The 26,254-nt window shown below is 69.6% G+C and carries 23 protein-coding genes; 14 read left to right on the forward strand and 9 right to left on the reverse strand.

Annotated features, from left to right (window positions below; all coding sequences use genetic code 11):
• Nucleotides 1-112 precede the first annotated feature (112 nt).
• Both ACIPEK_RS28000 and ACIPEK_RS28005 read left to right on the forward strand, forming a co-directional pair.
• Nucleotides 113-574 (forward strand): MerR family transcriptional regulator, encoded by a 462-nt coding sequence (locus ACIPEK_RS28000; RefSeq protein ID WP_093895482.1) that lies wholly within the window; start codon nucleotides 113-115, stop codon nucleotides 572-574.
• On the forward strand, nucleotides 574-1,587 hold the full coding sequence (locus ACIPEK_RS28005) for an aldo/keto reductase (protein WP_402001376.1): 1,014 nt from the start codon (nucleotides 574-576) through the stop codon (nucleotides 1,585-1,587). The genes ACIPEK_RS28000 and ACIPEK_RS28005 overlap by 1 nt, the downstream gene beginning before the upstream one ends.
• A 177-nt stretch (nucleotides 1,588-1,764) precedes the next feature.
• Here the strand turns inward: ACIPEK_RS28005 and ACIPEK_RS28010 are convergent, their stop codons facing one another.
• From ACIPEK_RS28010 to ACIPEK_RS28040, 7 genes are all read right to left on the reverse strand, one after another.
• Nucleotides 1,765-2,973 (reverse strand): acyltransferase, encoded by a 1,209-nt coding sequence (locus tag ACIPEK_RS28010; protein ID WP_402001379.1) that lies wholly within the window; start codon nucleotides 2,971-2,973, stop codon nucleotides 1,765-1,767.
• On the reverse strand, nucleotides 2,970-4,016 hold the full coding sequence (locus tag ACIPEK_RS28015) for an alpha/beta hydrolase (RefSeq protein ID WP_402001382.1): 1,047 nt from the start codon (nucleotides 4,014-4,016) through the stop codon (nucleotides 2,970-2,972). Before ACIPEK_RS28015 ends, ACIPEK_RS28010 begins: the two co-directional genes overlap by 4 nt.
• A gap of 174 nt (nucleotides 4,017-4,190) precedes the next feature.
• Nucleotides 4,191-4,874, reverse strand: coding sequence for a response regulator transcription factor (locus ACIPEK_RS28020; protein WP_327275408.1), 684 nt, complete (start codon nucleotides 4,872-4,874; stop codon nucleotides 4,191-4,193).
• Nucleotides 4,871-6,202, reverse strand: a complete 1,332-nt coding sequence (locus ACIPEK_RS28025) for a sensor histidine kinase (RefSeq protein WP_402001385.1) — start codon at nucleotides 6,200-6,202, stop codon at nucleotides 4,871-4,873. Before ACIPEK_RS28025 ends, ACIPEK_RS28020 begins: the two co-directional genes overlap by 4 nt.
• Before the next feature lie 130 nt (nucleotides 6,203-6,332).
• Entirely contained in the window at nucleotides 6,333-7,301 is a 969-nt protein-coding gene (locus tag ACIPEK_RS28030; protein WP_402001388.1) for a DUF4429 domain-containing protein, read from the reverse strand.
• A gap of 84 nt (nucleotides 7,302-7,385) precedes the next feature.
• Complete coding sequence (locus ACIPEK_RS28035) at nucleotides 7,386-8,597, reverse strand: alpha/beta hydrolase (protein WP_402001391.1); 1,212 nt, start codon at nucleotides 8,595-8,597, stop codon at nucleotides 7,386-7,388.
• A gap of 232 nt (nucleotides 8,598-8,829) precedes the next feature.
• Entirely contained in the window at nucleotides 8,830-9,501 is a 672-nt protein-coding gene (locus tag ACIPEK_RS28040) for a TetR family transcriptional regulator (RefSeq protein ID WP_402001394.1), read from the reverse strand.
• Nucleotides 9,502-9,618: 117 nt separating this feature from the next.
• Between ACIPEK_RS28040 and ACIPEK_RS28045 the strand changes: the two genes are divergently transcribed.
• Both ACIPEK_RS28045 and ACIPEK_RS28050 read left to right on the forward strand, forming a co-directional pair.
• Nucleotides 9,619-11,229 (forward strand): MFS transporter, encoded by a 1,611-nt coding sequence (locus ACIPEK_RS28045; protein ID WP_402001397.1) that lies wholly within the window; start codon nucleotides 9,619-9,621, stop codon nucleotides 11,227-11,229.
• A gap of 175 nt (nucleotides 11,230-11,404) precedes the next feature.
• Nucleotides 11,405-11,767 carry a peptidase inhibitor family I36 protein gene (locus ACIPEK_RS28050; protein WP_383079565.1) on the forward strand — a complete coding sequence of 121 codons (363 nt, stop codon included), beginning with the start codon at nucleotides 11,405-11,407 and terminating at the stop codon, nucleotides 11,765-11,767.
• Nucleotides 11,768-11,831: 64 nt separating this feature from the next.
• Here ACIPEK_RS28050 and aceE read toward each other — a convergent pair whose 3' ends face one another.
• Entirely contained in the window at nucleotides 11,832-14,573 is a 2,742-nt protein-coding gene (gene aceE, locus ACIPEK_RS28055) for a pyruvate dehydrogenase (acetyl-transferring), homodimeric type (protein ID WP_402001400.1), read from the reverse strand.
• 470 nt (nucleotides 14,574-15,043) lie between these two features.
• Between aceE and ACIPEK_RS28060 the strand changes: the two genes are divergently transcribed.
• From ACIPEK_RS28060 to ACIPEK_RS28085, 6 genes are all read left to right on the forward strand, one after another.
• A complete protein-coding gene (locus tag ACIPEK_RS28060) occupies nucleotides 15,044-15,481 on the forward strand; it encodes a DUF3052 domain-containing protein (protein WP_383079567.1) in 438 nt (145 codons plus the stop codon).
• Nucleotides 15,482-15,688: 207 nt separating this feature from the next.
• On the forward strand, nucleotides 15,689-16,147 hold the full coding sequence (locus tag ACIPEK_RS28065; RefSeq protein ID WP_093895495.1) for a peroxiredoxin: 459 nt from the start codon (nucleotides 15,689-15,691) through the stop codon (nucleotides 16,145-16,147).
• Between the two features lie 147 nt (nucleotides 16,148-16,294).
• Nucleotides 16,295-16,870: a TerD family protein gene (locus tag ACIPEK_RS28070; protein WP_037696943.1), complete on the forward strand. Its 576-nt coding sequence runs from the start codon at nucleotides 16,295-16,297 to the stop codon at nucleotides 16,868-16,870.
• 188 nt (nucleotides 16,871-17,058) lie between these two features.
• A complete protein-coding gene (locus ACIPEK_RS28075) occupies nucleotides 17,059-17,634 on the forward strand; it encodes a TerD family protein (protein WP_402001405.1) in 576 nt (191 codons plus the stop codon).
• 71 nt (nucleotides 17,635-17,705) lie between these two features.
• Nucleotides 17,706-18,848, forward strand: a complete 1,143-nt coding sequence (locus ACIPEK_RS28080; protein WP_402001408.1) for a DUF475 domain-containing protein — start codon at nucleotides 17,706-17,708, stop codon at nucleotides 18,846-18,848.
• Nucleotides 18,849-18,989: 141 nt separating this feature from the next.
• Nucleotides 18,990-19,724: a Tellurium resistance gene (locus ACIPEK_RS28085; RefSeq protein WP_402001414.1), complete on the forward strand. Its 735-nt coding sequence runs from the start codon at nucleotides 18,990-18,992 to the stop codon at nucleotides 19,722-19,724.
• A gap of 48 nt (nucleotides 19,725-19,772) precedes the next feature.
• Here ACIPEK_RS28085 and ACIPEK_RS28090 read toward each other — a convergent pair whose 3' ends face one another.
• A complete protein-coding gene (locus ACIPEK_RS28090; protein ID WP_402001417.1) occupies nucleotides 19,773-20,669 on the reverse strand; it encodes a TerD family protein in 897 nt (298 codons plus the stop codon).
• 219 nt (nucleotides 20,670-20,888) lie between these two features.
• Between ACIPEK_RS28090 and ACIPEK_RS28095 the strand changes: the two genes are divergently transcribed.
• From ACIPEK_RS28095 to ACIPEK_RS28110, 4 genes are all read left to right on the forward strand, one after another.
• Nucleotides 20,889-22,052, forward strand: a complete 1,164-nt coding sequence (locus tag ACIPEK_RS28095; RefSeq protein WP_402001420.1) for an HpcH/HpaI aldolase/citrate lyase family protein — start codon at nucleotides 20,889-20,891, stop codon at nucleotides 22,050-22,052.
• Nucleotides 22,053-22,080: 28 nt separating this feature from the next.
• The gene (locus ACIPEK_RS28100; RefSeq protein ID WP_402001423.1) at nucleotides 22,081-24,639 is read left to right on the forward strand and encodes a phosphoribosyltransferase; all 2,559 of its coding nucleotides are present in this window, start codon (nucleotides 22,081-22,083) and stop codon (nucleotides 24,637-24,639) included.
• Nucleotides 24,636-25,511, forward strand: a complete 876-nt coding sequence (locus ACIPEK_RS28105; RefSeq protein ID WP_402001426.1) for an HAD family hydrolase — start codon at nucleotides 24,636-24,638, stop codon at nucleotides 25,509-25,511. The genes ACIPEK_RS28100 and ACIPEK_RS28105 overlap by 4 nt, the downstream gene beginning before the upstream one ends.
• A gap of 77 nt (nucleotides 25,512-25,588) precedes the next feature.
• A complete protein-coding gene (locus ACIPEK_RS28110) occupies nucleotides 25,589-26,248 on the forward strand; it encodes an O-methyltransferase (RefSeq protein WP_402001429.1) in 660 nt (219 codons plus the stop codon).
• Nucleotides 26,249-26,254: the final 6 nt, after the last annotated feature.

Raw genomic sequence — 26,254 nt, forward strand, 5'->3', positions numbered from 1 at the left:
TGAGCCTAAAGGGCCGTCCTGCACGGCTCGGAGGGGGTGGCCCGGCCGTCGCCGAAACCCGTCACCGTTCGCGCTTGCTTAGAGTGCACTCCAAGGTTCTAGCGTGGAGGGCATGACGGTGATGGAGAGTACTTCCGTGAAGGTGGACGTCTGCGCCTCGGCCCCGCGGGCGCATCCGCGTCCCGAGGGCCAGGACCGCTACACCATCAGTGAGGTCGTCGCCTTCACCGGGCTCACCGCGCACACCCTGCGCTGGTACGAGCGGATCGGGCTGATGCCGCACGTCGACCGTTCGCACACCGGCCAGCGCCGCTTCACCAACCGTGACCTGGACTGGCTGGCCTTCGTCGGCAAGCTGCGGCTGACCGGGATGCCGGTCGCCGACATGGTGCGGTACGCGGAGCTGCTGCGCGAGGGCGAGCACACCTTCGAGGAACGGCAGGAGCTGCTGGAGGCGACCCGCCGCGACGTGAAGACGCGGATCGCGGAGCTCCAGGACACCCTCGCCGTCCTCGACCACAAGATCGACTTCTATGCGAGTGCCCGCCGGGCGCCGGAAAGGCCTTGTGCCTGATGACTGACAACAAGATCACCACCGTGGAGCTCGGGAACGGCGGCCCGCAGGTCGGCGTGCAGGGACTCGGCTGCATGGGCATGAGCGAGTTCTACGGGGAGACCGATGAGTCCGCCGCGCGCGAGACGCTGGAGACGGCGCTGGCGGCGGGCGTCACCCTCTTCGACACCGCGGATGTGTACGGTCGCGGTGCCAACGAGACGTTCCTGGCGCCGTTCGTCGGGGCGCACCGGGGCGGGATCACCCTCGCCACGAAGTTCGCCATAGAGCGGACCGATGACCCGCAGTACCGGGGCGTGCGCAACGACCCCGCGTACATCCGGCAGGCCGTCGAGGACAGCCTGCGCCGGCTGAACACCGATGCCATCGACCTGTACTACATGCACCGCCGTGACCCGGCCGTCCCGCTGGCCGAGTCCGTCGGCGCGATGGCCGAGCTGGTCCAGCAGGGCAAGGTCAAGCAGCTCGGGCTGAGCGAGGTGACCGGCGCGGAGCTGCGCGAGGCGTACGCCGTGCACCCGATCGCCGCCCTGCAGTCCGAGTGGTCGCTCTTCAGCCGGGACGTCGAGCGCAGCGCCGTGCCTGCCGCGGTCGAGCTCGGGGTGGCCTTCGTGCCCTACTCGCCGCTCGGCCGCGGCTTCCTGACCGGGGCGTTCGCCGACGCCGCCAAGGACCTGTCCAAGGGCGACTTCCGCCAGTACCAGCCCCGCTTCACGGGCGACAACGCGAAGACCAACGCCGCGCTGCTGGAGCCCGTCCACAAGATCGCGGCGGCGCACGGGGCGTCGGCCGCGCAGGTGGCGCTCGCCTGGGTGCAGCAGCGGGCCCAGGTGCACGGCCTGACCGTGGTGCCGATCCCGGGCACCCGCAAGAGCAGCCGGCTGCTGGAGAACGTGGCCGCCACCCGGCTCACGCTGACCGCGGAGGAGCTGGCGCTGCTGGAGCCGATCGCGGGGCAGGTGGCGGGGGACCGGTACCCGGACATGAGCTCCACCTCCGCGGCGCGCGAGTAGTCGTTCCGGCCCGGGTGCCGGGCCGGGGCGCCCGGCGATCGTTGTGTCCTCAAGCGCCGGACGGGCTTAAAGATGCCCTCAATCGCCGGGCGGGCTGGGTTTTGCGGGGCTGGGCCGGAGGATGTCCTCGGACGCCGGGCGGGCTGGGTTTTGCCGGGAGGGCCGGCTTTTCCCGCCCTACGCCAGCCCCAGCGCGTACATCGCGAACGCCGTCGCCAGCAGGCCCGCCACCGCCCGGCGGGCGTTCGCCGCACGCGTACCGGCCTGCCACGGGGCCTCGAACCGCCGTGCGTACCGTGCGATCAGCACCAGCAGTCCCGCGAACACCGGCATCCACGCCACCCGGGCCAGGATCCAGCCGATCGTGTCGGGCCCGGTCGTCAGCCCCGGCACCGCACCGGCGAACGACGCCGGGACCGCCGCGACCAGCATCGCCGTCTGGTGCCAGCACAGGATCGTCATCGCGGACAGGTTGACGACGACGACCGGTGCCCACACCAGCGGCCTGCGCAGGAACCGGCCGATCCGGTCGCTCAGCAGGATCGCCGCACCGCTCTGCGCGGCGGCCAGTGCCAGGACCAGCAGCGACGGCGGATGCGAGTTCGTCCGCGCCTCGCCCGGTACGCCGACCATCGACGCCGGGTAGTGGAAGACGAGCAGCAGCGCGGCGAACAGGACGCTCCCGCCGACGAGCAGGACGCGGGCGCCGCGCCTGCCGATGCGGCCCTCGCCCCAGGAGACACCGAGCTGGTACGCGAAGAGCCAGCCCGGAAGGATGTTCAGCACGCTCAGCCAGGACGGCACGGCGTCGGCGAACGGCCCGTAACGCAGGAAGTCGACGACGGCGACCGACCCGAGCAACGGCACGGCGGCCCAGCCGCCCAGCTTCCGCGCGACCTTGACGCAGTACGGGGTGAGCGCCGTGACCACCGTGTACACCCCGACGAACCACAGCGGCTGGATCACCAGCGTCGACCCGGTCCGCAGGGTGTCGCCGGGCACGCCGAGCGCGCTCAGCACCGGGATCATCGCCGCCCAGACAGCGGTCACCCCGAGCACCGGCCTCCCCAGGCGGGCGACGCGTCCGCGCAGCCAGGCGCCGGTGGTGGATTTCCTGCGGTGGTAGGAGAGGACGGAGGCGTACCCGCCGACCAGGAAGAAGATGCCCAGCATCTGAAGCACCCAGCTCACCGGGGCGAGGCCGCCGAACGTGGACAGCGGGCTGGCGTTGTGCAGCGCGCCGCCGTTGTCGAGGCGGAAGCCGCCGAGCAGCCAGTGGCCGGTGGGGACGGCGAGCAGGGCGAGTGCGCGCAGGCCGTCGACGGCGCGGTCGCGATGGGCGGGCGTACGCGCGTCGATGCGTTCGGCGAAGGCGGTGAGGCTCATCGGGCTTCCCCCTCCGTGATCGAGGCGAAGGCACGGAGCGAGTCCGTGCCGGGGGAGAAGTACCCGGTGTGCCCGTGGGCGTCGTGGGCCGGCACACGACGTGCGCCGAACTCCGGGCCGGTCGGATCGGGGCCGTGGCCCAGGCCCGCCACCTCGACGTTCGGCACGTTGTCGATCCAGTCCGTGGCGTCCTTGGCGGCCCAGACCCGGGCGGTGGTGTGCAGGTCCGCGACGTCCTCGGCGCGCATCCCGGGCGAGCCGAGGACGACCAGGTCAGCGGCGCGCAGCCGGGGTGCGGCGAGTCCGCACACGACGGAGCCGTAGCTGTGGCAGAACACGGCGGGCGCGGGCACGCCGTCGGCGGCCAGCCCGTCCGCGAACCGGGTCAGCCGGCCGGCCCCCGCCTCGGCGAGCGAGCCGGTCGCGGCGTCGATGCCGACGCCCACGGGAGTGGTGTACCCGGCCCAGGCGACGACGGCGCTGCCGCGACCGGTCTCCGCGTACAGGGCCTTCGCCATGCCGGTTGGAGTGCCGTACACATCGCTCGTACGGTCGAAGGTTCCGGCGTCGATGTCCGAACCCGGTACCACGACCGCCACATGGCGTGCGGTGCTCAAGTCCCCGAAGACCTCGGCGACCTGTCCGCGTCCGCGCGGATCGAAGGCGAGGATCTGCCGGTGTCGCGCTCCGGCGAGATGGGTGTACCTGGGGTCATGACTGGCCTGCAGGGAGCGGGCGTTGGCCCGGTAGCGCAGTTCGACGGGTACGCCGTCCAGATTGCCGACGACCAGTGGATGCCTTACGACCAGGGCCTGTTGCTGCGTGGGGGTCAACCCCCGGAAGAACCGGCTCACTTCGGTGGGGGTGGTCCGCTCAGGGTCGGGCAGTTCCCGCCCCAGCACCTGATCCGCGCGCCAGGCCGCGGTGCCGGGGGGTGGCCCGGTCAGGGCCTGCTGCGTGTTCCCGGACGCCCAGCCGGCCGTCCCCGCCACCACGGTGGTCGCCAGGGCGACTGCGACCAGAGTCCTTGCGTAACGGCGCATCCCGTCCCTCCCTCTCCGGCTGATCCGGCTCCCGCACGCCGTTCGGCGCGACGGGGAGGAAGGTAGGAAGAAGGTGGGTGCGGGGGCGTCGCACCCAGGAGCCAAGTGCGGGTTGATACCCGGGTAGGGGGTGTACGGGGGGACTGCCGGAGAGGCGGGCGGGGGGAGACCCCTCTACTGCTCTCCCGGTACCACCACTCCCGCCTCGTACGCGAAGATCACCGCCTGCGCGCGATCCCGCAGGTCCAGCTTGGCCAGCACCCGTCCGATGTGCGTCTTCACCGTCTGTTCGGCCAGCACCAGCCGCCCCGCGATCTCCTGGTTGGACAGCCCCCGCGCGATCAGCTCCAGCACCTCCTTCTCGCGCGGAGTCAGCCCGTTCAGCCGCAGCGCCTGCCCGCTCCGGGCGGCTCCGGACGGCCCCTGCCGGGCGAAGTCCGCGATCAGGCGCCGGGTCACGGACGGTGCCAGCAGCGCCTCGCCCGCCGCGACCACCCGTACCGCCGAGATCAGGTCCGCCGGGGGCGCGTCCTTCAGCAGGAAGCCGGACGCCCCGGCGCGCAGCGCCTCGTACACGTAGTCGTCCACGTCGAACGTGGTGAGCATCAGCACCTTGGGCAGGTGCACCACCCCCACGGGCGGGTTCAGCAGCTCGCGGGCCGCCGCCAGGCCGTCCATCTCGGGCATCCGGACATCCATCAGGACCACGTCCGGGTGGACCCTCCGGCTGACGTCGACGCCCTGGCGCCCGTCCGGCGCCTCACCGACCACATCGATGTCGCTCTGTGCCGAGAGCAGTGCCGCGAACCCCGCGCGCACCATGGCCTGGTCGTCGACGATGATCACGCGGATGGTCAAGAGTCCTCCGAGGACGGGGGCGGAACGGGGGCGAGAGGCAGCCGCGCCGCCACCCGGAAGCCGCCGTCGGGCAGCGGTCCGGTGTCCAGCGTGCCGCCGGTCAACCGTACGCGTTCCCGCATGCCGACCAGGCCGTGCCCGGTCCCGGTCGTCTCCAGCGGCGAACCGGGCTGCTCCGCCCGGTCGTTGACCACCAGCACGGTCAGGTGCTCGCCGTCGGACGTGATCGACACCCGGGTCCGCACGCCGGGCGCGTGCCGGACCACGTTCGCCAGGGCCTCCTGCACGATCCGGTACGCCGACAGATCCACCGCCTGCGGTACGTCCGGCAGATCGGCGGACAGCGACAGCTCGGCCGGCAGCCCCGCCCGTACCGTCGCCTCCACCAGCTGCTGCACCTGGTCGAGCCCCGGCTGTGGCGCCCGCTCGCCCTCCGTACCCTCGCTGCGCAGCACCGTCAGCAGCCGCCGCATCTCCGCGAGGGACTCCCGCGCGCTCGCCGCGATCGCCCCGAACTCCTCGCGCGCCTCCTCGGGCAGCCCGCTGATCCGGTAGGGCGCGGAGTCGGCCTGGACCGTGATCACGGACATGTGGTGCGCGACCACGTCGTGCAGCTCACGGGCGATCCTGGTGCGCTCCTCCAGCAGTGTCCGCTGCGCCCGCTCGGCCTCGCTGATGGTCTCCTGCTCGGCGAGCCGACGCTGCGCGTCGCCCCGTTCCCGCAGCGCCGCGCCGATCACCAGGACCGCCGCGCCGAGGATCACGAGCAGCAGCGCGCTGCCGTTGCTGCGGTCCGGCGAGATCAGGTGCAGGACCAGGCTCGCCGCACCCGTCGCCACCCAGACCGAGATCAGGGTCCGCCGGGTCTCGCGCAGGGCCAGCGCGAGCAGCACGAAGAGATAGCCGACCAGGGTGGGCGGGGGCCACGGCCAGATGTGGAACGTGCCGACCGGATACCCGAGCAGCACGGCCGCGCCCAGGATGTCGGCGGGGAAGATGATCCACCAGGCCTGCAGCGGCCGGTGCGCCAGCATCAGCAGTGGCGCGGCCTGCGCGACGGCCAGGGCTCCCGCCAGCCCTCCGTTCACGCCGTACCCCTCGGTCAGGACATTGATCGTGACCGGGACGAAGGTGGCGACGAGGGCGAGGACGACGACGTACGGCAGCAGCCGCTGCCACAGCTTCGGCGCGTTCGCCAGGAGTGGTGTCGCGGGATGGGACGGGTGGGACAGCCCGTGGGCGAGCTCGCGCAGATTGCGTCGGGCGGCGCTCACCAGGCCGTCGGTGACGGGCGGTGGGGGCGGCCCGTGCGGCGGGGAAGTGGACATGGCCTGATCAGCGTAGGCATGGACCGGCCCGATGGCGTCATACCGGGGTTCCGGTCCACCGCCGCGCGTCTCGTACGGGAGTACTACCGGCGAGCCGGACGCCGGACGCCGGACATCCGGTACCGCACACCTACAGCTCGGCGAGCAGCTGGGCCTTCTTCGCACCGAACTCGTCGTCCGTCACCAGGCCCGCCCGGTGCAGTTCCCCGAGGTGCCTGATCCGCTCCGCGATGTCCGCGGGATCGCGCCGCCCCACGCCTGCCGGTACGGCGGCCGGCAGGGCGGGGGCCGACTGCTTCCTGCGTACGGACTCCAGTACGGCCGCGGCGAACGGCAGCGACTCGTGCACCGGGCCGTAGCCGAGGCCGAAGACCACGGAAGCCGGGTCCTGGTCGGCCCGGGTGGGGCGGGGGGTCAACGGCTGTGCGCTCTGCGCCGTGTCTGAACCGATCCTCGTGACCGGCTCCGCACCCATGCCGAAGCCGGTACCCGGGCCCGGTTCCGGAGCCGCACCTTCCTGGCCTCTCGGCACCAGCCGCAGATAGCCGTCGAAGGCCTCCGGTGAGCGCCACTCGACGCCGCTCAGCTCCGTCACCGGGAACGTCTGGTCGCCGGCCTTCCACTTCGCCGTGGAGGCGCCCGTCCAGAACCACCGGAAGGAGACCCGGTCCCCGTCGAAGCCGGCCCGGCCGTCGTACGCCTTGAACTGCATCGGCGCCTCGGGGGCCGCGACCAGGAACCGGTCGGCGGGCACCGCGGCGTCGGGACCGAGCAGGGCGCGCAGTTCGTCCGCGTAGTACTCGGCGAGCGTCTCGCGCTCGGCGGGGAGCACCAGCCGGTACGGATCGCATCCGTCCTTCAGCTGCCCGGCCGCAGCCTCCAGCAACGGGTCGGCACCGGGTCTCGGCACCGCGTGCAGGACCACCGTGCCCCGCTTGCCCGGGGTCAGCGTCACCGATGACAGCGCCGCGTGCGGGACGCGGCGCTCACGCAGGCTCTGGAAGAGCTTCGGTGTGCGTATTCCCCGTTCGAAGCGGATGAGCACGGAGTCGGTGTCGAACTCCCAGGTGGCATGAATTCCGGCCAGCACATCACCCATGTGCCTCATCGTATGCGGCACTTGCCCGCACGTCCCCCTCGGCGTAAGTCCCGATATGCGGCCGATCACGGCTCGCTCTGCCCGTCAGATTGCCTGGCTGCCGGTGACTCCGTCGTGGCAGGCGCTGTCGGAGTTCGCACAGCTGACCGAGCTGTAGGCCCCCACGCCGATTGAGGCGAAGTTGCTGAGGCTCTCGGTGCCCGGCTCGAAATAGCCGCTGTGCCCGACCGCGCCGCCCGCCGAGACGATGCGTGCGCCGAAGCCCGGGTCGACCGGATCGGCACCGTGCCCGAGACCGCCCAGCTCCAGGTTCGGTACGTCCTCGATCCAGTCGTCGTGGTCCCGCATCGCCCACACCCTGGCCCCGGTGTGCAGCTGCCTCGCGTTCGCCACCCGCATGCCGGGGCTGCCCGCGACCGCGATGTCGGCGACCCTGGAGGGCAGTTCATGTGCGGCGACACCGCACAGCACCGAGCCGTAGCTGTGGCAGAACAGCGAGACGGGGGCGTCCCCGGGCAGCGCGCCCACCAGCGCGTTCAGCCGCACCGCCCCGCGCTCGGCGAGGTTCCCCAAGGCCGCGTCCATACCGATTCCGGCGGGCGTGGTGTAGTCGGCCCAGGCGATGACGGCGGTACGGGTGCCGGGGCGAGCGGCGCGCTCCGCCGCGTACAGCGACTTCGCCATACCGACCGGCGCGGCATTCACCATGGGGGCGGACCGCTCCAGCGTCAGCAGGTTGGTGTCGACGCCGGGCACGATCACGGAGACCCGTTCGGCCCGGTCGAGATCACCGAACACCTCTGCGGCTCGGCCCTTTCCGGACGGGTCGAAGGCGAGGATGTGCCGTCCCTCGGCGAGCATCGACCGGAAGCGGTTCATCCGGCGGAGCGCCTCGGTGCGGCCGTCGGGGGAGAGCCTGGCGTCGTGCATGCGCTGCCGCTCGACCTTCCGCGCCTGCACCAGGGCCAGCCGGTTGGCGTGGTAGCGCAGGGTGACCGGGGCGCCGTTCAGATTGCCGACGACCAAGGGGTACTTGTCGGCAAGACCGGTGCGCTGAGCGGCGGTGAGCGTGGCGAAGAACTGCGCCAGGCGGTGCGGCGCCGCGTCGGCGTCCGGCAGCGCACGGCCCGCCACGTGGCCCCGTGCCCAGGAGGCGAGTGCGACGGTGCGTGGCTCGTCGGAGTGCGGGTGACGTACGGCGGTCCAGCCAGTGGTCGCCAGCATCACGAACACAACCGCGACGGCGAGCAGCGCGCGCCATGCGGTGAGCGTGGGGGAGGAGTCGAAGGAAGTCACTCCGGCCCACATTAGGAGACGAGCGACGGCAGCCGTGAAGAGGGTGACACACATCACCCGGCTGTCGGGAATTCAAGGCGGTTCATTTCACGCTGTGTTGGTGCGGCGCGCACACTCGGGCGCGCGGAATGCCCCCGGAGCGTCGCATATGGCCATCGGGGCACGGCGGTTGTGAAGTCGCTCATGCCGTGGCAGTGAGGCGTGCAGCACATCGGACGGAGTCTCCATGTCGTTACCCGGGCCCGGCGCCGGCCCCCGCCCGCCAGTTGCCGGCCAGTGCCGGTCCGAGCTGGTCCAGGTACACCTCGGTCAGCGCGCGCAACGAGTCCACACTGGTGTCCCGCCCCTGCCCCCAGAGCTGCCCGGTCACCCGCATCACCCCGCAGAACGCGGCCACGGCGACCCTCGGCCGGGGGTCCCTCCTCACGTCGAGCCCCTCGCGCTCGGCGATCAGCAGCGCGATCCGGTTCTCCAGATCCATGCTGCGTCGCAGGTGGGCGGCGAGCAGCGACGGCGTCGACTCGATCATCCGGTACGTGCGCATATGGAGTTCGACCGTGACGATCGCCTCGATCGCCTCACCGATACTGTTCCAGGCGCGCAGGACCGCGCTGCGCATTGCCTCGAACGGCGCTTCCGCGGCGGGACGCCGGCGCAGCTCCGAGAGGAAGTGCGACTCCACCATCTCCTGGATGGCGAAGGCGGCCTCCTCCTTGCTGGCGAAGTAGCGGAAGAAGGTGCGCTGGGAGACCTCGACGGCGTCGACGATCTCGTCGACGGTGGTCTCCTCGTACCCCTGGCCGGTGAAAAGATCGAGGGCGGCGTGCAGCAGGGCGTCCCGGGTGCGTCGCTTCTTCCGTTCGCGCAGCCCGGTCGGATGCGCGGCCCGCTGCCCATCGGTCACTGAAGTGGTCCTCTTTCCCCTGCTTTGCCCAGCTCGGCGTACCTGTGAGTTACGTGACAGTTACTGGCTTGTGAAATGGTTTGTCAACTGTCAGCGGCTGACACTAACCTCCCGGGCATGACTAGTCAGACCACCGTCGAAAAGGCGTCGCGGGAGCCGCAGGACACCGCCGCGCCCGCATCTGCCAAGGGGCTGCGCGGCCACCCCTGGCTGACGCTCTTCTCCGTGGCCATCGGCGTGATGATGGTCGCGCTCGACGGCACGATCGTCGCGATCGCCAACCCCGCCATCCAGCAGGACCTGGGCGCCTCGCTCGCCGACGTCCAGTGGATCACCAACGGCTACATGCTCGCCCTCGCGGTCTCCCTGATCACCGCGGGCAAGCTCGGTGACCGGTTCGGCCACCGCCAGACCTTCCTCATAGGTGTCGTCGGCTTCGCCGCGGCATCGGGGGCCATCGGCCTCTCCGACAGCGTCGCCCTGGTGATCGTGTTCCGGGTGCTCCAGGGCCTCTTCGGCGCCCTGCTGATGCCCGCCGCGCTCGGCCTGCTGCGCGCCACCTTCCCGGCCGAGAAGCTGAACATGGCGATCGGCATCTGGGGCATGGTGATCGGCGCCTCCACCGCGGGCGGCCCGATCCTCGGCGGTGTGCTCGTCGAGCACGTCAGCTGGCAGTCGGTCTTCTTCATCAATGTGCCGGTCGGTGTGATCGCGCTTCTGCTGGGCCTGGTGATCCTCAAGGACCACCGCGCCGAGAACGCGCCGCGCTCCTTCGACATCGGCGGCATCGTGCTGCTGTCGCAGGCGATGTTCTGCCTGATCTGGGCGCTCATCAAGGGCGCCGAGTGGGGCTGGGGCGACTACAAGACGCTCGGCTTCCTGGGCGCCGCCGTGGCCCTGTTCGTGGTCTTCGCCTTCTCCCAGAAGAACGTCAGGGAGCCGCTGATCCCGCTGGCGATGTTCCGGTCCGTGCCGCTGTCCGCGGGCGCGGTCCTGATGGTGCTGATGGCCTTCGCGTTCATGGGCGGGCTGTTCTTCGTCACCTTCTACCTCCAGAACGTGCACGGCCTGAGCCCCGTCGACAGCGGTCTGCACCTGCTGCCGCTGACCGGCATGATGATCGTCGCCTCGCCGCTCGCGGGCGCCATGATCACCAAGTTCGGCCCGCGGGTCCCGCTGGTCGGCGGCATGGTGTGCACGGCGGTCGCCATGTTCGGCATGTCCCAGCTGACCATCGGCACCGGCACCCTGACCATGTCGATCTGGTTCGGTCTGCTCGGCCTCGGCCTCGCCCCGGTGATGGTCGGCGCCACCGAGGTCATCGTCGGCAACGCCCCGATGGAGCTCTCCGGTGTCGCGGGCGGTCTGCAGCAGGCCGCCATGCAGGTCGGCGGCAGCCTCGGTACGGCGGTGCTGGGCGCGGTCATGGCCTCCCAGGTCGACTCGAAACTGGCCGACAACTGGACGGCCGCGAAGCTTCCGCCCCTTACGCCGGAGCAGCTGGATGCCGCGTCCTCGGCCGTCGAGGTCGGCGTACCGCCGGTGGACGGCAACACTCCGCCGGAGGTCGCGGCGCAGATCGCGGGTGTCGCCCATGACACGTTCGTGTCGGGCATGAGCACGGCGTTCATGGTGGCCGGCATCGTCGCGGTGGTCGCCGCGCTGGTCGCCACGCTCACCAAGCGCGGTGCGAACGCCGGGGCGGGCGCGGGCGCGGGTCACATCTGATCGCTCGTCGCGATGCCCCCGAGGCGTCAACACAGTGCGTACAACAGCCCCGTCGGACCGTCCCGGCGGGGCTGTCGCCTATCAGGGTGGTGTGACCCGCAGCCCCTTCCCCGGGCGTCGCCCCGCAGGTCAGGCTGCGTGCAACTGATTCGCATCACCACGGGGGTCGATTTCCATGCGTACGACCGTTCTTGCCGCCGCCCTGGCCGCCACCGCCCTGATTCCGCAGGCCGCGGCCCACTCCGCACCCGCCCGGCCCGGGGCCTGCGGAAGCGGTCAGCTCTGTCTCTGGGAGAAGCCGGACTTCACCGGCGCCCGGCAGGTCCACGAGCTGTCCACGATCGACATCGAGAGCTGTGTCCGGCTGCCGGCGGGCAGCAAGGTCCAGGCGCTCGTCAACCGCACGGGCCGGCCCGTCACCACGTACCAGTCGGCGGAGTGCGCCGAGACGGGTGAGTTCGAAACCTATCCGGGCGGCGGCACCTGGGTGCCCCAGTCCCCGTACCAGGTCAGGGCCTTCAAGGTCTGGGAGAACTGACCGGACACGCCGAAGGGCGGCGGGACCAGGAGGTCGCGCCGCCCTTCAACCATGGTTCTCGTGCTTACGCGTCGCCGCCGGCCGCGCCCGGTTCGGCCGCGGTCACATCGAGCAGCTCGTACCGGTCGATCGCCGTCTTCAGCAGCGAACGGTCGATCCGGCCCGCCTTGGCGAGCTCGGTGAGCACCGCGAGGACGATCGACTGCGCGTCGATGTGGAAGAACCGGCGGGCCGCACCACGGGTGTCGGCGAAGCCGAAGCCGTCCGCACCCAGCGACTGGTACGCACCGGGCACCCAGCGCGCGATCTGGTCCGGCACGGAACGCATCCAGTCCGAGACCGCCACGAACGGGCCCTCGGAGCCGGAGAGCTTCCGCGTGACGTACGGGACGCGCTGCTCCTCCTCCGGGTGCAGCAGGTTGTACCGCTCCACGTCCACGGCCTCGCGGCGCAGCTCGTTCCAGGAGGTCGCCGACCAGACGTCCGCCCGGACGTTCCACTCGTCGGCGAGGATCCGCTGCGCCTCCACCGCCCACGGGACCGCCACACCGGACGCCATGATCTGGGCCGGGATCTCGCCCCGCTCGGCGCTCTTGTAGCGGTACACGCCCTTGAGGATGCCTTCGACATCCACGTTCTCGGGCTCGGCCGGGTGCCGGATCGGCTCGTTGTAGACGGTGAGGTAGTAGAAGACGTCCTCGTTCTCTTCGGGGGTCCCGCCGTACATCCTGCGCAGACCGTCCTTGACGATGTGCGCGATCTCATAGCTGAACGCCGGGTCGTACGCGACGCAGCCCGGGTTGGTCGAGGCGAGCAGCTGCGAGTGGCCGTCCGCGTGCTGGAGACCCTCACCGGTCAGAGTCGTACGACCGGCGGTCGCACCCAGCACGAAGCCGCGCGCGAGCTGGTCGGCCATCTGCCAGAACTGGTCGCCGGTGCGCTGGAAACCGAACATCGAGTAGAAGACGTACACCGGGATCAGCGGCTCGCCGTGCGTGGCGTACGCCGAACCCGCGGCGATCAGAGAGGCCGTGCAGCCGGCCTCGGAGATGCCGTCGTGCAGCATCTGACCGGTCGGCGACTCCTTGTACGCGAGCAGCAGATCGCGGTCCACCGCCTCGTACTGCTGACCCAGCGGGTTGTAGATCTTCGCGCTCGGGAAGAACGCGTCCATGCCGAAGGTGCGGTACTCGTCGGGCGCGATCAGCACGAAGCGCCTGCCGATCTCCTTGTCCCGCATGAGGTCCTTCAGGATGCGGACGAACGCCATGGTCGTGGCGATCGACTGCTGACCCGAACCCTTCTTCGCGGTCGCGTACGTCTTGTCCTCGGGGAGGACCAGTGGCTTCGCGCGCACCACACGGGTCGGGACGTAACCGCCCAGACCTTTGCGGCGGTCGTGCATGTACTGGATCTCCTCCGAGTCGCGGCCCGGGTGGTAGTAGGGCGGGTAGCCCTCGTCCAGCTGCTTGTCCGTGATCGGGATGTGCAGCCGGTCGCGGAACCTCTTGAGGTCCTCGACGGTGAGCTTCTTCATCTGGTGGGTCGCGTTGCGGCCCTCGAAGTTCGGCCCCAGCGTCCAGCCCTTGACCGTCTGCGCCAGGATCACCGTCGGCTGGCCCTTGTGGGCCTTGGCCGCCGCATAGGCGGCGTAGACCTTCTTGTGGTCGTGACCGCCGCGGCCCAGGTGCAGGATCTGGTCGTCGGTCATGTCCTTGACCATGTCGCGCAGCCGCGGGTCGTCCCCGAAGAAGTGCTCACGGATGTACGCACCGGACTCGGTGGCGTACGTCTGGAACTGGCCGTCCGGCGTGGTGTTCAGCTTGTTGACCAGGATGCCCGTGCGGTCCTGCGCGAGCAGCGGGTCCCAGGAACGGTCCCAGACCAGCTTGATGACATTCCATCCGGCGCCGCGGAACTGCGACTCCAGCTCCTGGATGATCTTGCCGTTGCCGCGCACCGGACCGTCGAGGCGCTGCAGGTTGCAGTTGACCACGAAGGTCAGGTTGTCCAGGCCCTCACGGGCGGCGATGGAGAGCTGGCCGAGCGACTCGGGCTCGTCCATCTCGCCGTCGCCCAGATACGCCCACACATGCGACCGGGAGGTGTCGGCGATGCCGCGCGCCTCCATGTAGCGGTTCATCCGGGCCTGGTAGATCGCACCGAGCGGGCCCAGGCCCATCGAAACGGTCGGGAACTCCCAGAAGTCCGGCATCAGCCGCGGGTGCGGATAGCTGGACAGGCCGTTCGGCGCCTTCGACTTCTCCTGGCGGAAGGCGTCGAGCTGCGCTTCGCTCAGCCGGTCGAGCAGGAAGGCGCGGGCGTAGATACCCGGGGACGCGTGCCCCTGGAAGAAGATCTGGTCACCGCCCAGGCCGTCGTCCTTGCCCCGGAAGAAGTGGTTGAAGCCCACGTCGTACAGCGAGGCCGAGGAGGCGAAGGTGGCGATGTGGCCACCGACACCGATCCCCGGACGCTGGGCGCGCGACACCATCACGGCCGCGTTCCAGCGGGTCGCGTTGAGGACCTTGCGCTCGATCTCCTCGTCGCCGGGGAAGAACGGCTCGTCCTTCGTGGCGATCGTGTTCACGTAGTCCGTGCTGCGCATCTCCGGCACGGCGACTCGCTTCTCGCGCGCACGCTCGATGAGCCGGAGCATCAGATAACGGGCCCGCTCACGGCCTCGCTCGTCGACGGCGGCGTCGAGCGAGTCGAGCCATTCCTGGGTCTCTTCGGGATCGAAGTCCGGGACCTGGCTCGGCAGGCCGCCAATGATGATCGGGTTGCGATCGGATCCGGAAGCCACGCTGTTCCTTCGCTGTGTAGGTGCTGCTCTACGGGGCCTGGTTACGGGAGAACATGCCCCCGGGATGTATGCATGTACGCCATCACCATCGTGTACCGCAGGGGCGCAAACGTCATCTCTACCGAGGGGTAACCGCCGTGTTGCGAGACATCGCGTCCGTAGCGCGGGGATGGGCTGGTCCAAACCGCAACCATACGCCCAACCCGTCCAAGCGTTCCCAAAGGATGTTCGACTCCGAATGGCGGACCGAAACGGCATAAGCTGTGGAAGGACGTAAAGGGTGTGACGGTAGCGTCGGCCCCCGCAGGGGACCGGCCGGCAGTGCGGCGACGTGGCAGGGAACGTCACCGTTTAGGCGGTCTCGGACGCTGGGTACTTGCGCGATCCGCCGCTCCCGTGTGGACTACGGCCAACGCCCCGCGCACGCGCGTGGCTGAAGCATTTTCCGAAACATGATCAGGAGGCAACCCGTGAGCGCGACCGCGGACCACGCGGAGGAGCGGACCAACCCGGCAGCACGCCTGGGGTTCGAGCCCGGACAAGTGGTCCAGGAGATCGGCTACGACGACGACGTCGAGCAGGAGCTCCGTGAGGGCATTGAGGCCACTACCGGCCAGGATCTCGTCGATGAGGACTACGACGACGTCGCAGACGTCGTCCTGCTGTGGTTCCGCGACGAGGACGGCGACCTTACGGACGCGCTGGTGGATGCCATTGGTCTGATCGAGGACGGCGGTGCGGTCTGGCTGATGACGCCGAAGACCGGCCGTGATGGATACGTCGAACCGAGCGACATCAACGAGTCTGCACAGACGGCCGGTCTCTCCCAGACCAAGAGCATCAATGCGGGCAAGGACTGGACGGGAAGCCGTCTGGTCACACCGAAGGCGGCCAAAGCCAAGCGCTGAACCGCGTTCGCCACGCACTCGCCCCGAAGGCCCCCGACGGCATGAGCCGCCGGGGGCCTTCTTCGTGCGCTTGCCGGGCGCCTTGTCCGTACGGCTGGGGTGCGGGGTGCCCCCGCGCGGGCGCTGCGTGGCCTGCTGCGGGCTCTGCGTAGGGTGGGAGCCACCCGGACAGCCCAGCCCGGTGAACGTAGCGAAGGGACGCGTTTCATGGCGATCGAGGTCGGCACCCAGGCCCCGGATTTCGAGCTGAAGGACAACCACGGCCGGACCGTGAAGCTCTCCGACTTCCGCGGCGAGAAGAATGTCGTGCTGCTGTTCTACCCGTTCGCCTTCACCGGCGTCTGCACGGGTGAGCTCTGCGCGCTCCGCGACGAGCTGCCGAAGTTCGAGAACGACGACACGCAGCTGCTCGCCGTCTCCAACGACTCCATCCACACCCTGCGCGTCTTCGCCGAGCAGGAAGGCCTCGAGTACCCGCTGGTCTCGGACTTCTGGCCGCACGGCGAGACCTCGCGGGCATACGGCGTCTTCGACGAGGAGAAGGGCTGCGCGGTGCGCGGCACCTTCATCATCGACAAGGAGGGCGTGGTGCGCTGGACCGTCGTCAACGGTCTGCCCGACGCGCGCGACCTCAACGACTACATCAAGGCGCTCGACACGCTCTGATCCGGGACCGGTGGATCTGCGGGCGTCCCGGCCAAAAGCCTGCTTTGGCCGGGAACCGGTCACTAGGATCCACTCGTTGATCGGATGCCAACGCAACGTGGAGGCGCCGGCGCCCGCCGGCCCCCAAGGAAACCAATGGGAGGACTCGTGGGAGTCAGCCTCAGCAAGGGCGGCAACGTCTCGCTGACCAAGGCCGCGCCCAACCTGACCGCGGTCGTCGTGGGTCTGGGCTGGGATGCTCGTACCACCACCGGTGGTGACTTCGACCTCGACGCCAGCGCCCTGCTGACGAACGCCGAGGGCAAGGTCGGCAGCGACGGTAACTTCGTCTTCTTCAACAACCTCAAGAGCCCGGACGGATCCGTCGAGCACACCGGTGACAACCTCACCGGTGAGGGCGAGGGCGACGACGAGGTCATCAAGGTGAACCTGGCCGGCGTTCCGGCCGATGTCGACAAGATCGTCTTCCCGGTCTCGATCTACGAGGCCGAGACCCGTCAGCAGAGCTTCGGCCAGGTGCGCAACGCGTACATCCGGGTGGTCAACCAGGCCGACAACAGCGAGCTGGCGCGTTACGACCTGAGCGAGGACGCCTCGACGGAGACCGCCATGGTCTTCGGCGAGCTGTACCGCAATGGGGCGGAGTGGAAGTTCCGCGCCATCGGTCAGGGTTACGCCTCGGGGCTGCGCGGCATCGCGCAGGACTTCGGCGTCAACGTCTGACAAGACGCGACCGGGCCGAGCCGGCGAGGCGCAGCCCGGGCCACGCCAGCATGTACCCCGTCCGGCGCCGCACCCCGTGCGGCGCCGGACGCGCTGAACAGCCCGTTCAGCGGCTCACGCTCCGGCTGCTGAACGGTTCAAGGTTCAACGGCTCAACAGACGGTTCATCGACTCGGGGAGGACACACCATGGGCGTCACGCTCGCCAAGGGAGGCAATGTCTCCCTCTCCAAGGCCGCACCCAACCTCACCCAGGTGCTGGTCGGGCTCGGCTGGGACGCACGATCCACCACGGGCGCCGACTTCGACCTCGACGCCAGCGCGCTGCTGTGCCAGTCGGGCCGGGTGCTCGGCGACGAATGGTTCGTGTTCTACAACAACCTCACGAGCCCCGACGGCTCCGTGGAGCACACCGGCGACAACCTCACGGGTGAGGGCGAGGGCGACGACGAGTCGGTCATCGTGAATCTCACTCAGGTGCCGGCGCACTGCGACAAGATTATTTTTCCGGTCTCGATCCACGAGGCGGACAATCGAGGGCAGACCTTCGGCCAGGTCAGCAATGCGTTCATCCGCGTGGTGAACCAGGCGGACGGTCAGGAACTCGCGCGTTATGACCTCACCGAGGACGCCTCGACGGAAACCGCGATGATCTTCGGCGAGCTCTATCGGTACAACGGCGAGTGGAAGTTCCGTGCAGTGGGACAGGGGTACGCGTCCGGGCTGCGCGGCATCGCTCTAGACTTCGGGGTCAACGTTTCGTAAAGCCGCGCACGGCGCGGGCGAGCCCCGTACACACCCGGGGGAGACCCGTTACATACACGATGGGGTAGCCAGTGCTTCTGAAAACCTTCGGCTGGTCGTTCGCGATTACCGCGCTCGGCCTGGTCGCAGCAGTGATCTACGGGGGGTGGGAAGCCTTCGGGGTGGTTGCGATTCTTTCCGTCCTGGAGATCTCGCTGTCCTTCGACAATGCGGTGGTCAACGCCGGAATCCTGAAGAAGATGAATGCCTTCTGGCAGAAGATCTTCCTCACGGTCGGTGTGCTCATCGCGGTCTTCGGTATGCGGCTGGTGTTCCCCGTCGTGATCGTGGCCATCACCGCCAAGTTGGGCCCGATCGAAGCGGTCGATCTTTCGTTCAACCAGCCCGATCGCTACCAGGAACTGGTCACGGACGCCCACCCGGCGATTGCCGCCTTCGGTGGCATGTTCCTGCTGATGATCTTCCTCGACTTCATTTTCGAGGACCGTGACATCCAGTGGCTGCGCTGGATCGAGCGCCCGCTCGCCAAGCTCGGCAAGGTCGACATGCTGTCGGTCTGCATCGCCCTGATCGTGCTGCTGATCACGGCCATGACCTTCGCGACGCAGGCGCACCAGCACGGCGGCGGCCACGCGGACAAGGCGGAGACCGTCCTGCTCGCCGGAGTCGCGGGTCTGATCACCTACCTGATCGTCGGCGGTCTCTCCGGCTTCTTCGAGAACAAGCTGGAGGAAGAGGAGGAGCGGGAGCACGAGGTCGAGGAGGAGGCCAGGAAGAGCGGCAGCAAGGTCTCCGCGATCGTGCTCTCCGGCAAGGCCGCGTTCTTCATGTTCCTCTACCTGGAAGTGCTCGACGCGTCCTTCTCCTTCGACGGTGTCATCGGCGCCTTCGCCATCACCAACAACATCGTGCTGATGGCCCTCGGTCTCGGTATCGGCGCCATGTACGTCCGGTCGCTCACGGTCTACCTGGTCCGTCAGGGCACCCTCGACGACTACGTCTACCTGGAGCACGGCGCCCACTACGCCATCGGCGCGCTGGCCGTCATCCTCCTCGTCACCATCCAGCACCAGATCAACGAGCTCATCACCGGTCTCGTCGGCGTCGTGCTGATCGCCTGGTCCTTCTGGTCCTCCGTCCGGCGCAACAAGGCGCTGGAGGCCGAAGGCGGGGACGACGCAGATTCCAAGGCAGAAGTCCCGTCCGGGGTGTGACCCGGTAGGGATTGAGGAACGCTCTCAGCGGGGCGGTCCGTACGGCGACGGTTCTCCGGGAACACCCGGACCCGGCCCGGCGGCCGCCCCGCAGTGATGTGTGCGGGGCCGGTGCACTACCGATACGTGTGGGGGTTGGGGATGGCGTTCTGGGACAGCCTGTGGCCGAGGCGGGAGGCGCAGTTCGAGTCGGGCAACGCGTCGACCAACTCCATCGTGCTCTCCAGGCGGCACGCCACGGTCTCACTGACCAAACAGGGTGCGCTGACCGGCAATCTGCGGGTCAACCTCTCCTGGCGGATGCGTACGTCCGACATCGAGGGAAGATCGCGGCAGAGCGGCCGGCTGCTGCGGCCGATGAAGCTCTTCAAGCCGGATGTGGTCCAGGCGCACACCCAGGGCGTGGTCAATGTGGACCTGGACCTGGGCTGCATGTACGAACTGAAGGACGGCACCAAGGGCGTGGTCCAGCCCCTGGGCAACCTCATCGGTGACCTGAACGGGCCGCCGTACATCCGGCTCAGCGGGGACGACCGCTTCGGGGCGCCGTCGGGCGAGACCGTCTACGTCAATCTCGACCAGCGCGACCAGATCAAGCGGCTGCTGTTCTTCGTCTACATCTACGACCAGACGCCGGCCTTCGACCGTACGCACGCCAAGGTGACGCTCTACCCGGGCAACGGCCCGCGGATCGAGATCGAACTCGACGAGCACGCCCCACAGGCCCGCTCCTGCGCCGTGTTCACGGTGGAGAACATCAAGGACGAGCTGATCGTGCGGCGCGAGGTGAAGTTCGTGTACGGATTCCAGTCGGAGCTGGACCGGCTGTACGGCTGGGGCATGCAGTGGGGACGGGGCTACAAGTCCCGGACCTGAGCCGACGCCGGACGGGCCGAGGGCGGTTCGGGGCGCCCCAGGGCCGTCTCAGGACCGTACGAACTGCGGCCCCTGCGGTGGCAGCACGAAATTCGGGTCGGGGGCGGGCGCCGCAGCCGCGGCAGGCTGCGGGTAGCCGTAGGCGGGCGGGTCGGCGGCAGGCTGCGGATACCCGTACGCGGGCTGCGGAGCCGGCTGGGCCACCGCGGGCTGCGGGTAGCCGTAGGCGGGCTGCTGGTGGTGCTGGACGGTGGCCTGTGAATCGGGACCGGGGGCCGGCGCGGGCGGGAAAGCGGGCGCGGGCGGCGGGAAAGCGGGCGCGGGCGGCGGGAAAGCGGGCGCTGTTACGGGCGAGGGAACCGTTACCGGGGAGGGGGCCGGGTCGGGCTCCGCCGCGGCCTCCGCCTCGTCGACCGAGATACCGAAGGCGGTCGCCAGACCGACCAGACCGGTCGGATAGCCCTGTCCCACGGCCCGGAATTTCCAGCCATCGCCGCGCCGGTAGAGCTCGCCGCAGATGATCGCCGTCTCCTCGCCGGTCTCCGGCCGCACATCGAAGACGGCGAGCGGGTTCCCGCCCGCCGATGCCGCGTCGTACAGCAGGATGCGCAGATCGCGCACCTGAGCGAATGCGGCTCCGTCGGAGGATGCGGCGATCACCACCTGATCGACCGAGGGGTCGAGCGCGTTGAGGTCGGCCTCGATGCTGTCCGTGAGGCCCTCGGGGACACTGCGCTTCGGCAGCCGTCGCACCAGGCCGGAGGGGTGGCGGGGCTGGTTGTAGAAGACGAAGTCCTCGTCCGAGCGCACGCGGCCACCGGCTCCGAGCAGCAGCGCCGAGGCGTCCACATCCGGAACCCCGGCTCCCGGGGTCCAGCACAGAACGGCCCGTACGGCCATGACGTCCAGAGGGACGTTCGAGCCTTTCACCATCGCGTGCGTCATGCCCGTCATCCTGCCTGCTGGCTGCCTGTGCGGACAACGCGGGGGCGCACCGGATGTCTCGGCAGTGCCTCGGAACCACGTCGTCCGCAGCACGTGGACCCGTCGGGAAATGGACGAGTTACCCGGAATTCATGCACGTGGGGAACTGTTGACACCCGTCCATACGTACTATTACCGGCCACACGTTGTCCGGTCTGTCAGGCAGTTCGGGGGAATCACATGCGTCATTTCGGGCATATTGCACCCGCTGCGAGAGAGGGTCTGTTCTACCAGGAGCCGCGCGAATTCGGTGCGGACTCGCCAGCCGGCATGCTTTCGGCCGCACTGGGAGCGACCCTGTACAGCCCTGCCACCAGGCCGCGACTTGCTGACGATGTCATCAAGCAGGCCGGGCGCGGTGTCGTCTCGATGGTGCTGTGCCTGGAGGACTCGATCGATGACTCCGAGGTGGACGGCGCCGAGGAGAACCTGATCAGACAGTTCGCAGACCTCGATGCGTGCGGATCCGAGGTGCCCCTGCTCTTCATCCGGGTCCGGGAACCCGGCCAGATAGTGGACCTGGTGAGTCGGCTCGGCCGCAGTGTCCGTTTGTTGTCTGGTTTTGTACTTCCGAAGTTCACCGAAGAGCGTGGCGTGCCCTTCATGGAAGCGCTCGCCAAGGCCGAAAAGGCGTGTGGGCAGCGCCTGTTCGCCATGCCCGTTCTCGAATCGCCCGAGCTGCTGCATCTGGAAACCCGCAGAGAAACACTCCGGGGAATCACCCGCACCGTCAACAAGTACCGCGAGCAGGTACTCGCACTGCGGCTCGGCGTCACCGACTTCTGCTCGGCCTACGGGCTCCGCAGGGCGCCCGACATGACCGCGTACGACGTACAGATCGTCGGGGCCGTCATAGCCGACGTGGTCAATGTGCTGGGCCGGGCGGACGGCACGGGCTTCACGATCACCGGCCCGGTGTGGGAATACTTCCGGCTCCAGGAACGCATGTTCAAACCGCAGCTGCGCCGCAGCCCCTTCCTGGAGGGCCGGGCCGAGGAGCTGCGCACGGCACTGATCGAGCACGACCTGGACGGCCTGCTGCGCGAGATCGAGCTCGACCGGGCCAATGGCCTGCTCGGCAAGACCTGCATCCACCCGTCGCACGTCGCGCCCGTGCATGCGCTGTCCGTGGTCAGCCACGAGGAGTTCACCGACGCACAGGACATCCTGCGGCCGGAACGCGGCGGCGGTGGCGTCATGCGCTCCGCGTACACGAACAAGATGAACGAAGTGAAGCCGCACCGGGCCTGGGCCGAGCGGACCCTGCAGAGGGCCGAGGCCTTCGGCGTGGCGAGGGAGGACGTCGGCTTCGTGGAACTGCTGGCCGCAGGCCTCGCGGAATGAGCGGGCCTCGTGGAACGAGCGTGTCTCGATGAGCGAGCGCGCGGCAAGGAAAGAGACGGCGAACGTGGTGTGGTCGGGCAGCTGGGTGGCACAGCGACTGGGCGTCGAGCTCGTCGGCGACGGGAAGCCCGACGGCGACAGGGAGCTGAGGGACCTGCTGGGCCTCGCCCTGCGCCGCAACCCCAAGCGGGCCCATCTGCTCGTGTCGAACGTGCTCGGCAAGCACGTGCCGCAGAAGCCTTCCGTGGTGTACGGCGTCGGATTCGAGCTCGGCCGCCGGGTGCGCGAACTCCTCGGTGACACCGAGGCGCACCGGGCGGTCGTGCTCGGTTACGCGGAGACGGCCACCGGTCTCGGCCACGCGGTCGCCGACGGGCTCGGCGTGGCGCCGTACCTCCATTCGACGCGCCGCCCCGTCGAGGGCGTGGAGCGGGCGGGCGGCTTCGAGGAGTCGCACTCGCACGCCACCTCGCACCTGCTGCTTCCGGAGGACCCGAACCTCCTGGCAGGCGAATGCGGCCCGACAGACGCGGACACGAATGCATACGCAGACGCGCCGCTGGTGCTGGTGGACGACGAATTCTCCACGGGCAACACCGTGCTCAACACCATCCGCGCGCTGCACGAGCGATACCCGCGGAGCCGGTACGTCGTCGTCGCCCTGGTGGACATGCGGTCGCCGGCCGACCAGGGAAGGCTGACCGAGTTCGCCGCCGAGATCGGCGCGCGCGTCGACCTGGTGGCGAGGAGCTCGGGCACGGTCACCCTCCCGGAGGGCGTCCTGGAGAAGGGCCGGGCACTGGTCGCCGCGCATGAGGGGGCCGGTTCCGCCGGTCCCCGAGCGGCCGTCGAACAGGGGCGCCGACCGTGCACCCGGGTGGACCTCCAGTGGCCCGCCGGTGTGCCCGACGGCGGACGGCACGGCTTCACCCCCGCCCACCGGTCCGCCCTCGAACCGGTCCTCCCGGCCATGGCCGCCCGTATCGCCGCGTCACTGGGTGATGCCCGCCGCGTACTGATCCTCGGCTTCGAGGAGCTGATGTACGCCCCCCTCCGCCTGGGCACGGCCCTGGAGGACCACACCGACGCCGAGGTGCGCTACTCGACGACCACGCGTTCCCCCGTCCTCGCCGTGGACGATCCCGGCTATGCGATACGCAGCCGGCTGGTCTTCCCGGCCCACGACAATCCGGCCGACGGCCCCGGTGACCGGTACGCGTACAACGTCGCGGACGCCGGTTTCGACGCCGTGGTCGTGACCGTCGACTCCACCGCCGACACCCCCGAACTCCACGCCCCCGACGGCCTGTTGGCGCAGCTAGCCGCGCACACCGACCACGTCCTGCTCGCGGTCGTCCCCTCGTACGTCCCGTCGGGCCTCCCCTCGTACGTTTCCGAACGGCAGGAACCCTCCATGCTGCCCGAGCCCCTCCGCGGCCCCGCCTTCTCCTCCTATGCGCCGGACGAAGTCGGCTGGCTGCTCCAGGACCTCTCGGACACCGAACTGGAGGCGCCCACCGAGGAGCGCGAGGAGGCGATACAGAGCGGTGGCGCGCACTACGCCGAGTCGCTCCCCGTCGAGTACCAGCCGTCCGCCCAGTACCAGAGCCTGTTCAAGGCGGCGCTGGACCTGTCGGCCGCACGCGTCGCCCGCGCCGTCGGCACCGTCACCGAGACGGTCCTCGCCGAGCTCCCCCACAGCCGAAAGCGTGGGGGGACCCCCTCCGCTCGCCCCGTACTGGTCTCGCTCGCCAGGGCCGGCACCCCCGTCGGCGTGCTCATGCGCCGCTGGGCCAGGCACCGGCACGGACTCGATCTGCCGCACTACGCCGTCTCCATCGTGCGGGGCCGCGGCATCGATGCCAACGCCCTGCGCTGGCTGGCCGCCCATCACGATCCGGCGGATGTCGTCTTCGTCGACGGCTGGACCGGCAAGGGGGCGATCACGCGTGAACTGTCCGCGGCGCTCGACGGGTTCGACGGATTCAACCCCGAGATCGCGGTCCTGGCCGACCCGGGCGGCTGCGTCCGCACGTACGGCACCCGCGAGGACTTCCTCATTCCGTCCGCCTGCCTCAACTCCACCGTGTCCGGGCTGATCTCGCGGACCGTCCTCCGCTCCGACCTGGTCGGACCCGACGACTTCCACGGCGCGAAGTTCTACCGGGAGCTTGCGGACACCGATGTGTCCGGCCACTTCCTCGACACCGTCGCCGACCACTTCGACGAGGTCGTCGACGCCGTGGACGCCGAGGCCAAGGAACTGCTCGCGGCCGACCGCGCACCCACCTGGGAGGGCTGGGCCGCGGTGGAACGGATCAGCGAGGAGTACGGCATCCACGATGTGAACCTGGTCAAGCCGGGCGTCGGCGAGACGACCCGCGTACTGCTGCGCCGCGTCCCGTGGAAGATCCTCGCCAAGCGCGGCGCGGGCGCCGACCTCGAGCACATCCGCCTGCTGGCCGAGCAGCGGGGCGTACCGGTCGAGGAGGTCGACGAACTCCCGTACACCTGCGTCGGGTTGATCCACCCGAAGTACACCAGGGGTGCGACGGGCGCGGACGGCAAGGCGGTGGAGTCGAAGTGACCACCCCGGCCACCGCGGTCACCCCGGCCACCGGGACCGCCCCCGTGACACTGGTCGCCAGCGACCTCGACCGCACCCTGATCTACTCGACGGCGGCTCTCCAGCTGCCCATGCCGGACGCCGAGGCCCCCCGGCTGCTCTGCGTAGAGGTGTACGACCACAAGCCGCTCTCCTACCTGACCGAGACGGCCGCGACACTGCTCGACGAACTCGCCCGCACCACGGTCTTCGTCCCGACGACCACCCGTACCCGCGAGCAGTACGGGCGCATCCACCTCCCCGGTCCCGCACCGCGGTTCGCGATCTGCGCCAACGGGGGACACCTCCTCGTCGACGGCGAATCCGACCCCGACTGGCAGACGCAGGTCTCCCGCAGGCTCGCCGACGAATGCGCCTCGCTCGCCGAGGTCCGCGCCCATCTCCTGGCCGCGGCCGACCCCGCCTGGCTGCTCAAGGAACGGGTCGCCGAGGACCTCTTCGCCTATCTCGTCGTCGAACGCGCGCTGCTGCCCGAGGGCTGGGTCAAGGAACTGGGGGAGTGGGCGGAGACCCGCGGCTGGACGGTCTCCCTCCAGGGCCGCAAGATCTACGCCGTGCCGGGCCCGCTCACCAAGAGCGCCGCCATGAACGAAGTCGCCCGGCGCACCGGCGCCACGCTCACCCTCGCCGCCGGTGACAGCCTTCTCGACGCCGATCTGCTCCTCGCCGCCGACCGCGCCTGGCGCCCGGCCCACGGCGAACTCGCCGACACCGGCTGGAGCGCCCCGCACGTCGATGTGACGGCAGAGCACGGTGTGGCGGCGGGCGAGGAGATCCTGCGCCACTTGCTCCGGGTTTCGGGCCCGGCGCAGGGCGCCCCCGTCCAGCAGTAGCAGTATGTCCAGCAGTAGCAGTATGTGAGGACAGGGCGGCGCGGGCCCGGCCCGGTGGGACCGACGAGGAGCATGCGATGACCAAGGGTAACGAGACTAAGATCACGGACGAGCTGTACGCGTACATGCTGGCGCACAACCCACCGCTCGACGCGGTGCAGCGCGAGCTCGTCGAGACCACGTACGCACGCCTCCCCGACCAGGCCGGCATGCAGTCCGCGGAGGAACAGGGACCGCTGCTCGCCTTCCTCGTCCGGCTGACCGGGGCCCGGCACATCGTGGAGGTCGGGACGTTCACCGGCTTCTCCGCCCTGTCGATGGCACAGGCGCTGCCTGCCGACGGACGGCTGATCGCCTGTGATGTCTCGGAGGAGTGGACCGCCTACGGCCGGGAGGCGTGGGAGAAGGCGGGCGTCGCCGACCGGATCGAACTCCGTATCGCCCCCGCGCTCGACACACTGCGGGCGATGCCGGCCGAGCCGCACATCGACCTCGCCTACCTGGACGCGGACAAGGGCAACTACATCCCGTACTGGGAGGAACTGGTGCCCAGGATGCGGCAGGGCGGTCTCGTCGTCACGGACAACGTGCTCTTCCACGGCAGGGTGACCGACCCGCAGGCGACCGGCGGAGCGGCGGCGATCAAGGAATTCAACGACCATGTGGCCGCCGATCCGCGGATGGACAGCGTGCTGCTCACCGTGTCGGACGGGCTGACGCTCTCCCGTAAGCGTTAGGAGCCG

Source organism: Streptomyces sp. NPDC088246 (assembly GCF_044741025.1).
Taxonomy (GTDB): domain Bacteria; phylum Actinomycetota; class Actinomycetes; order Streptomycetales; family Streptomycetaceae; genus Streptomyces.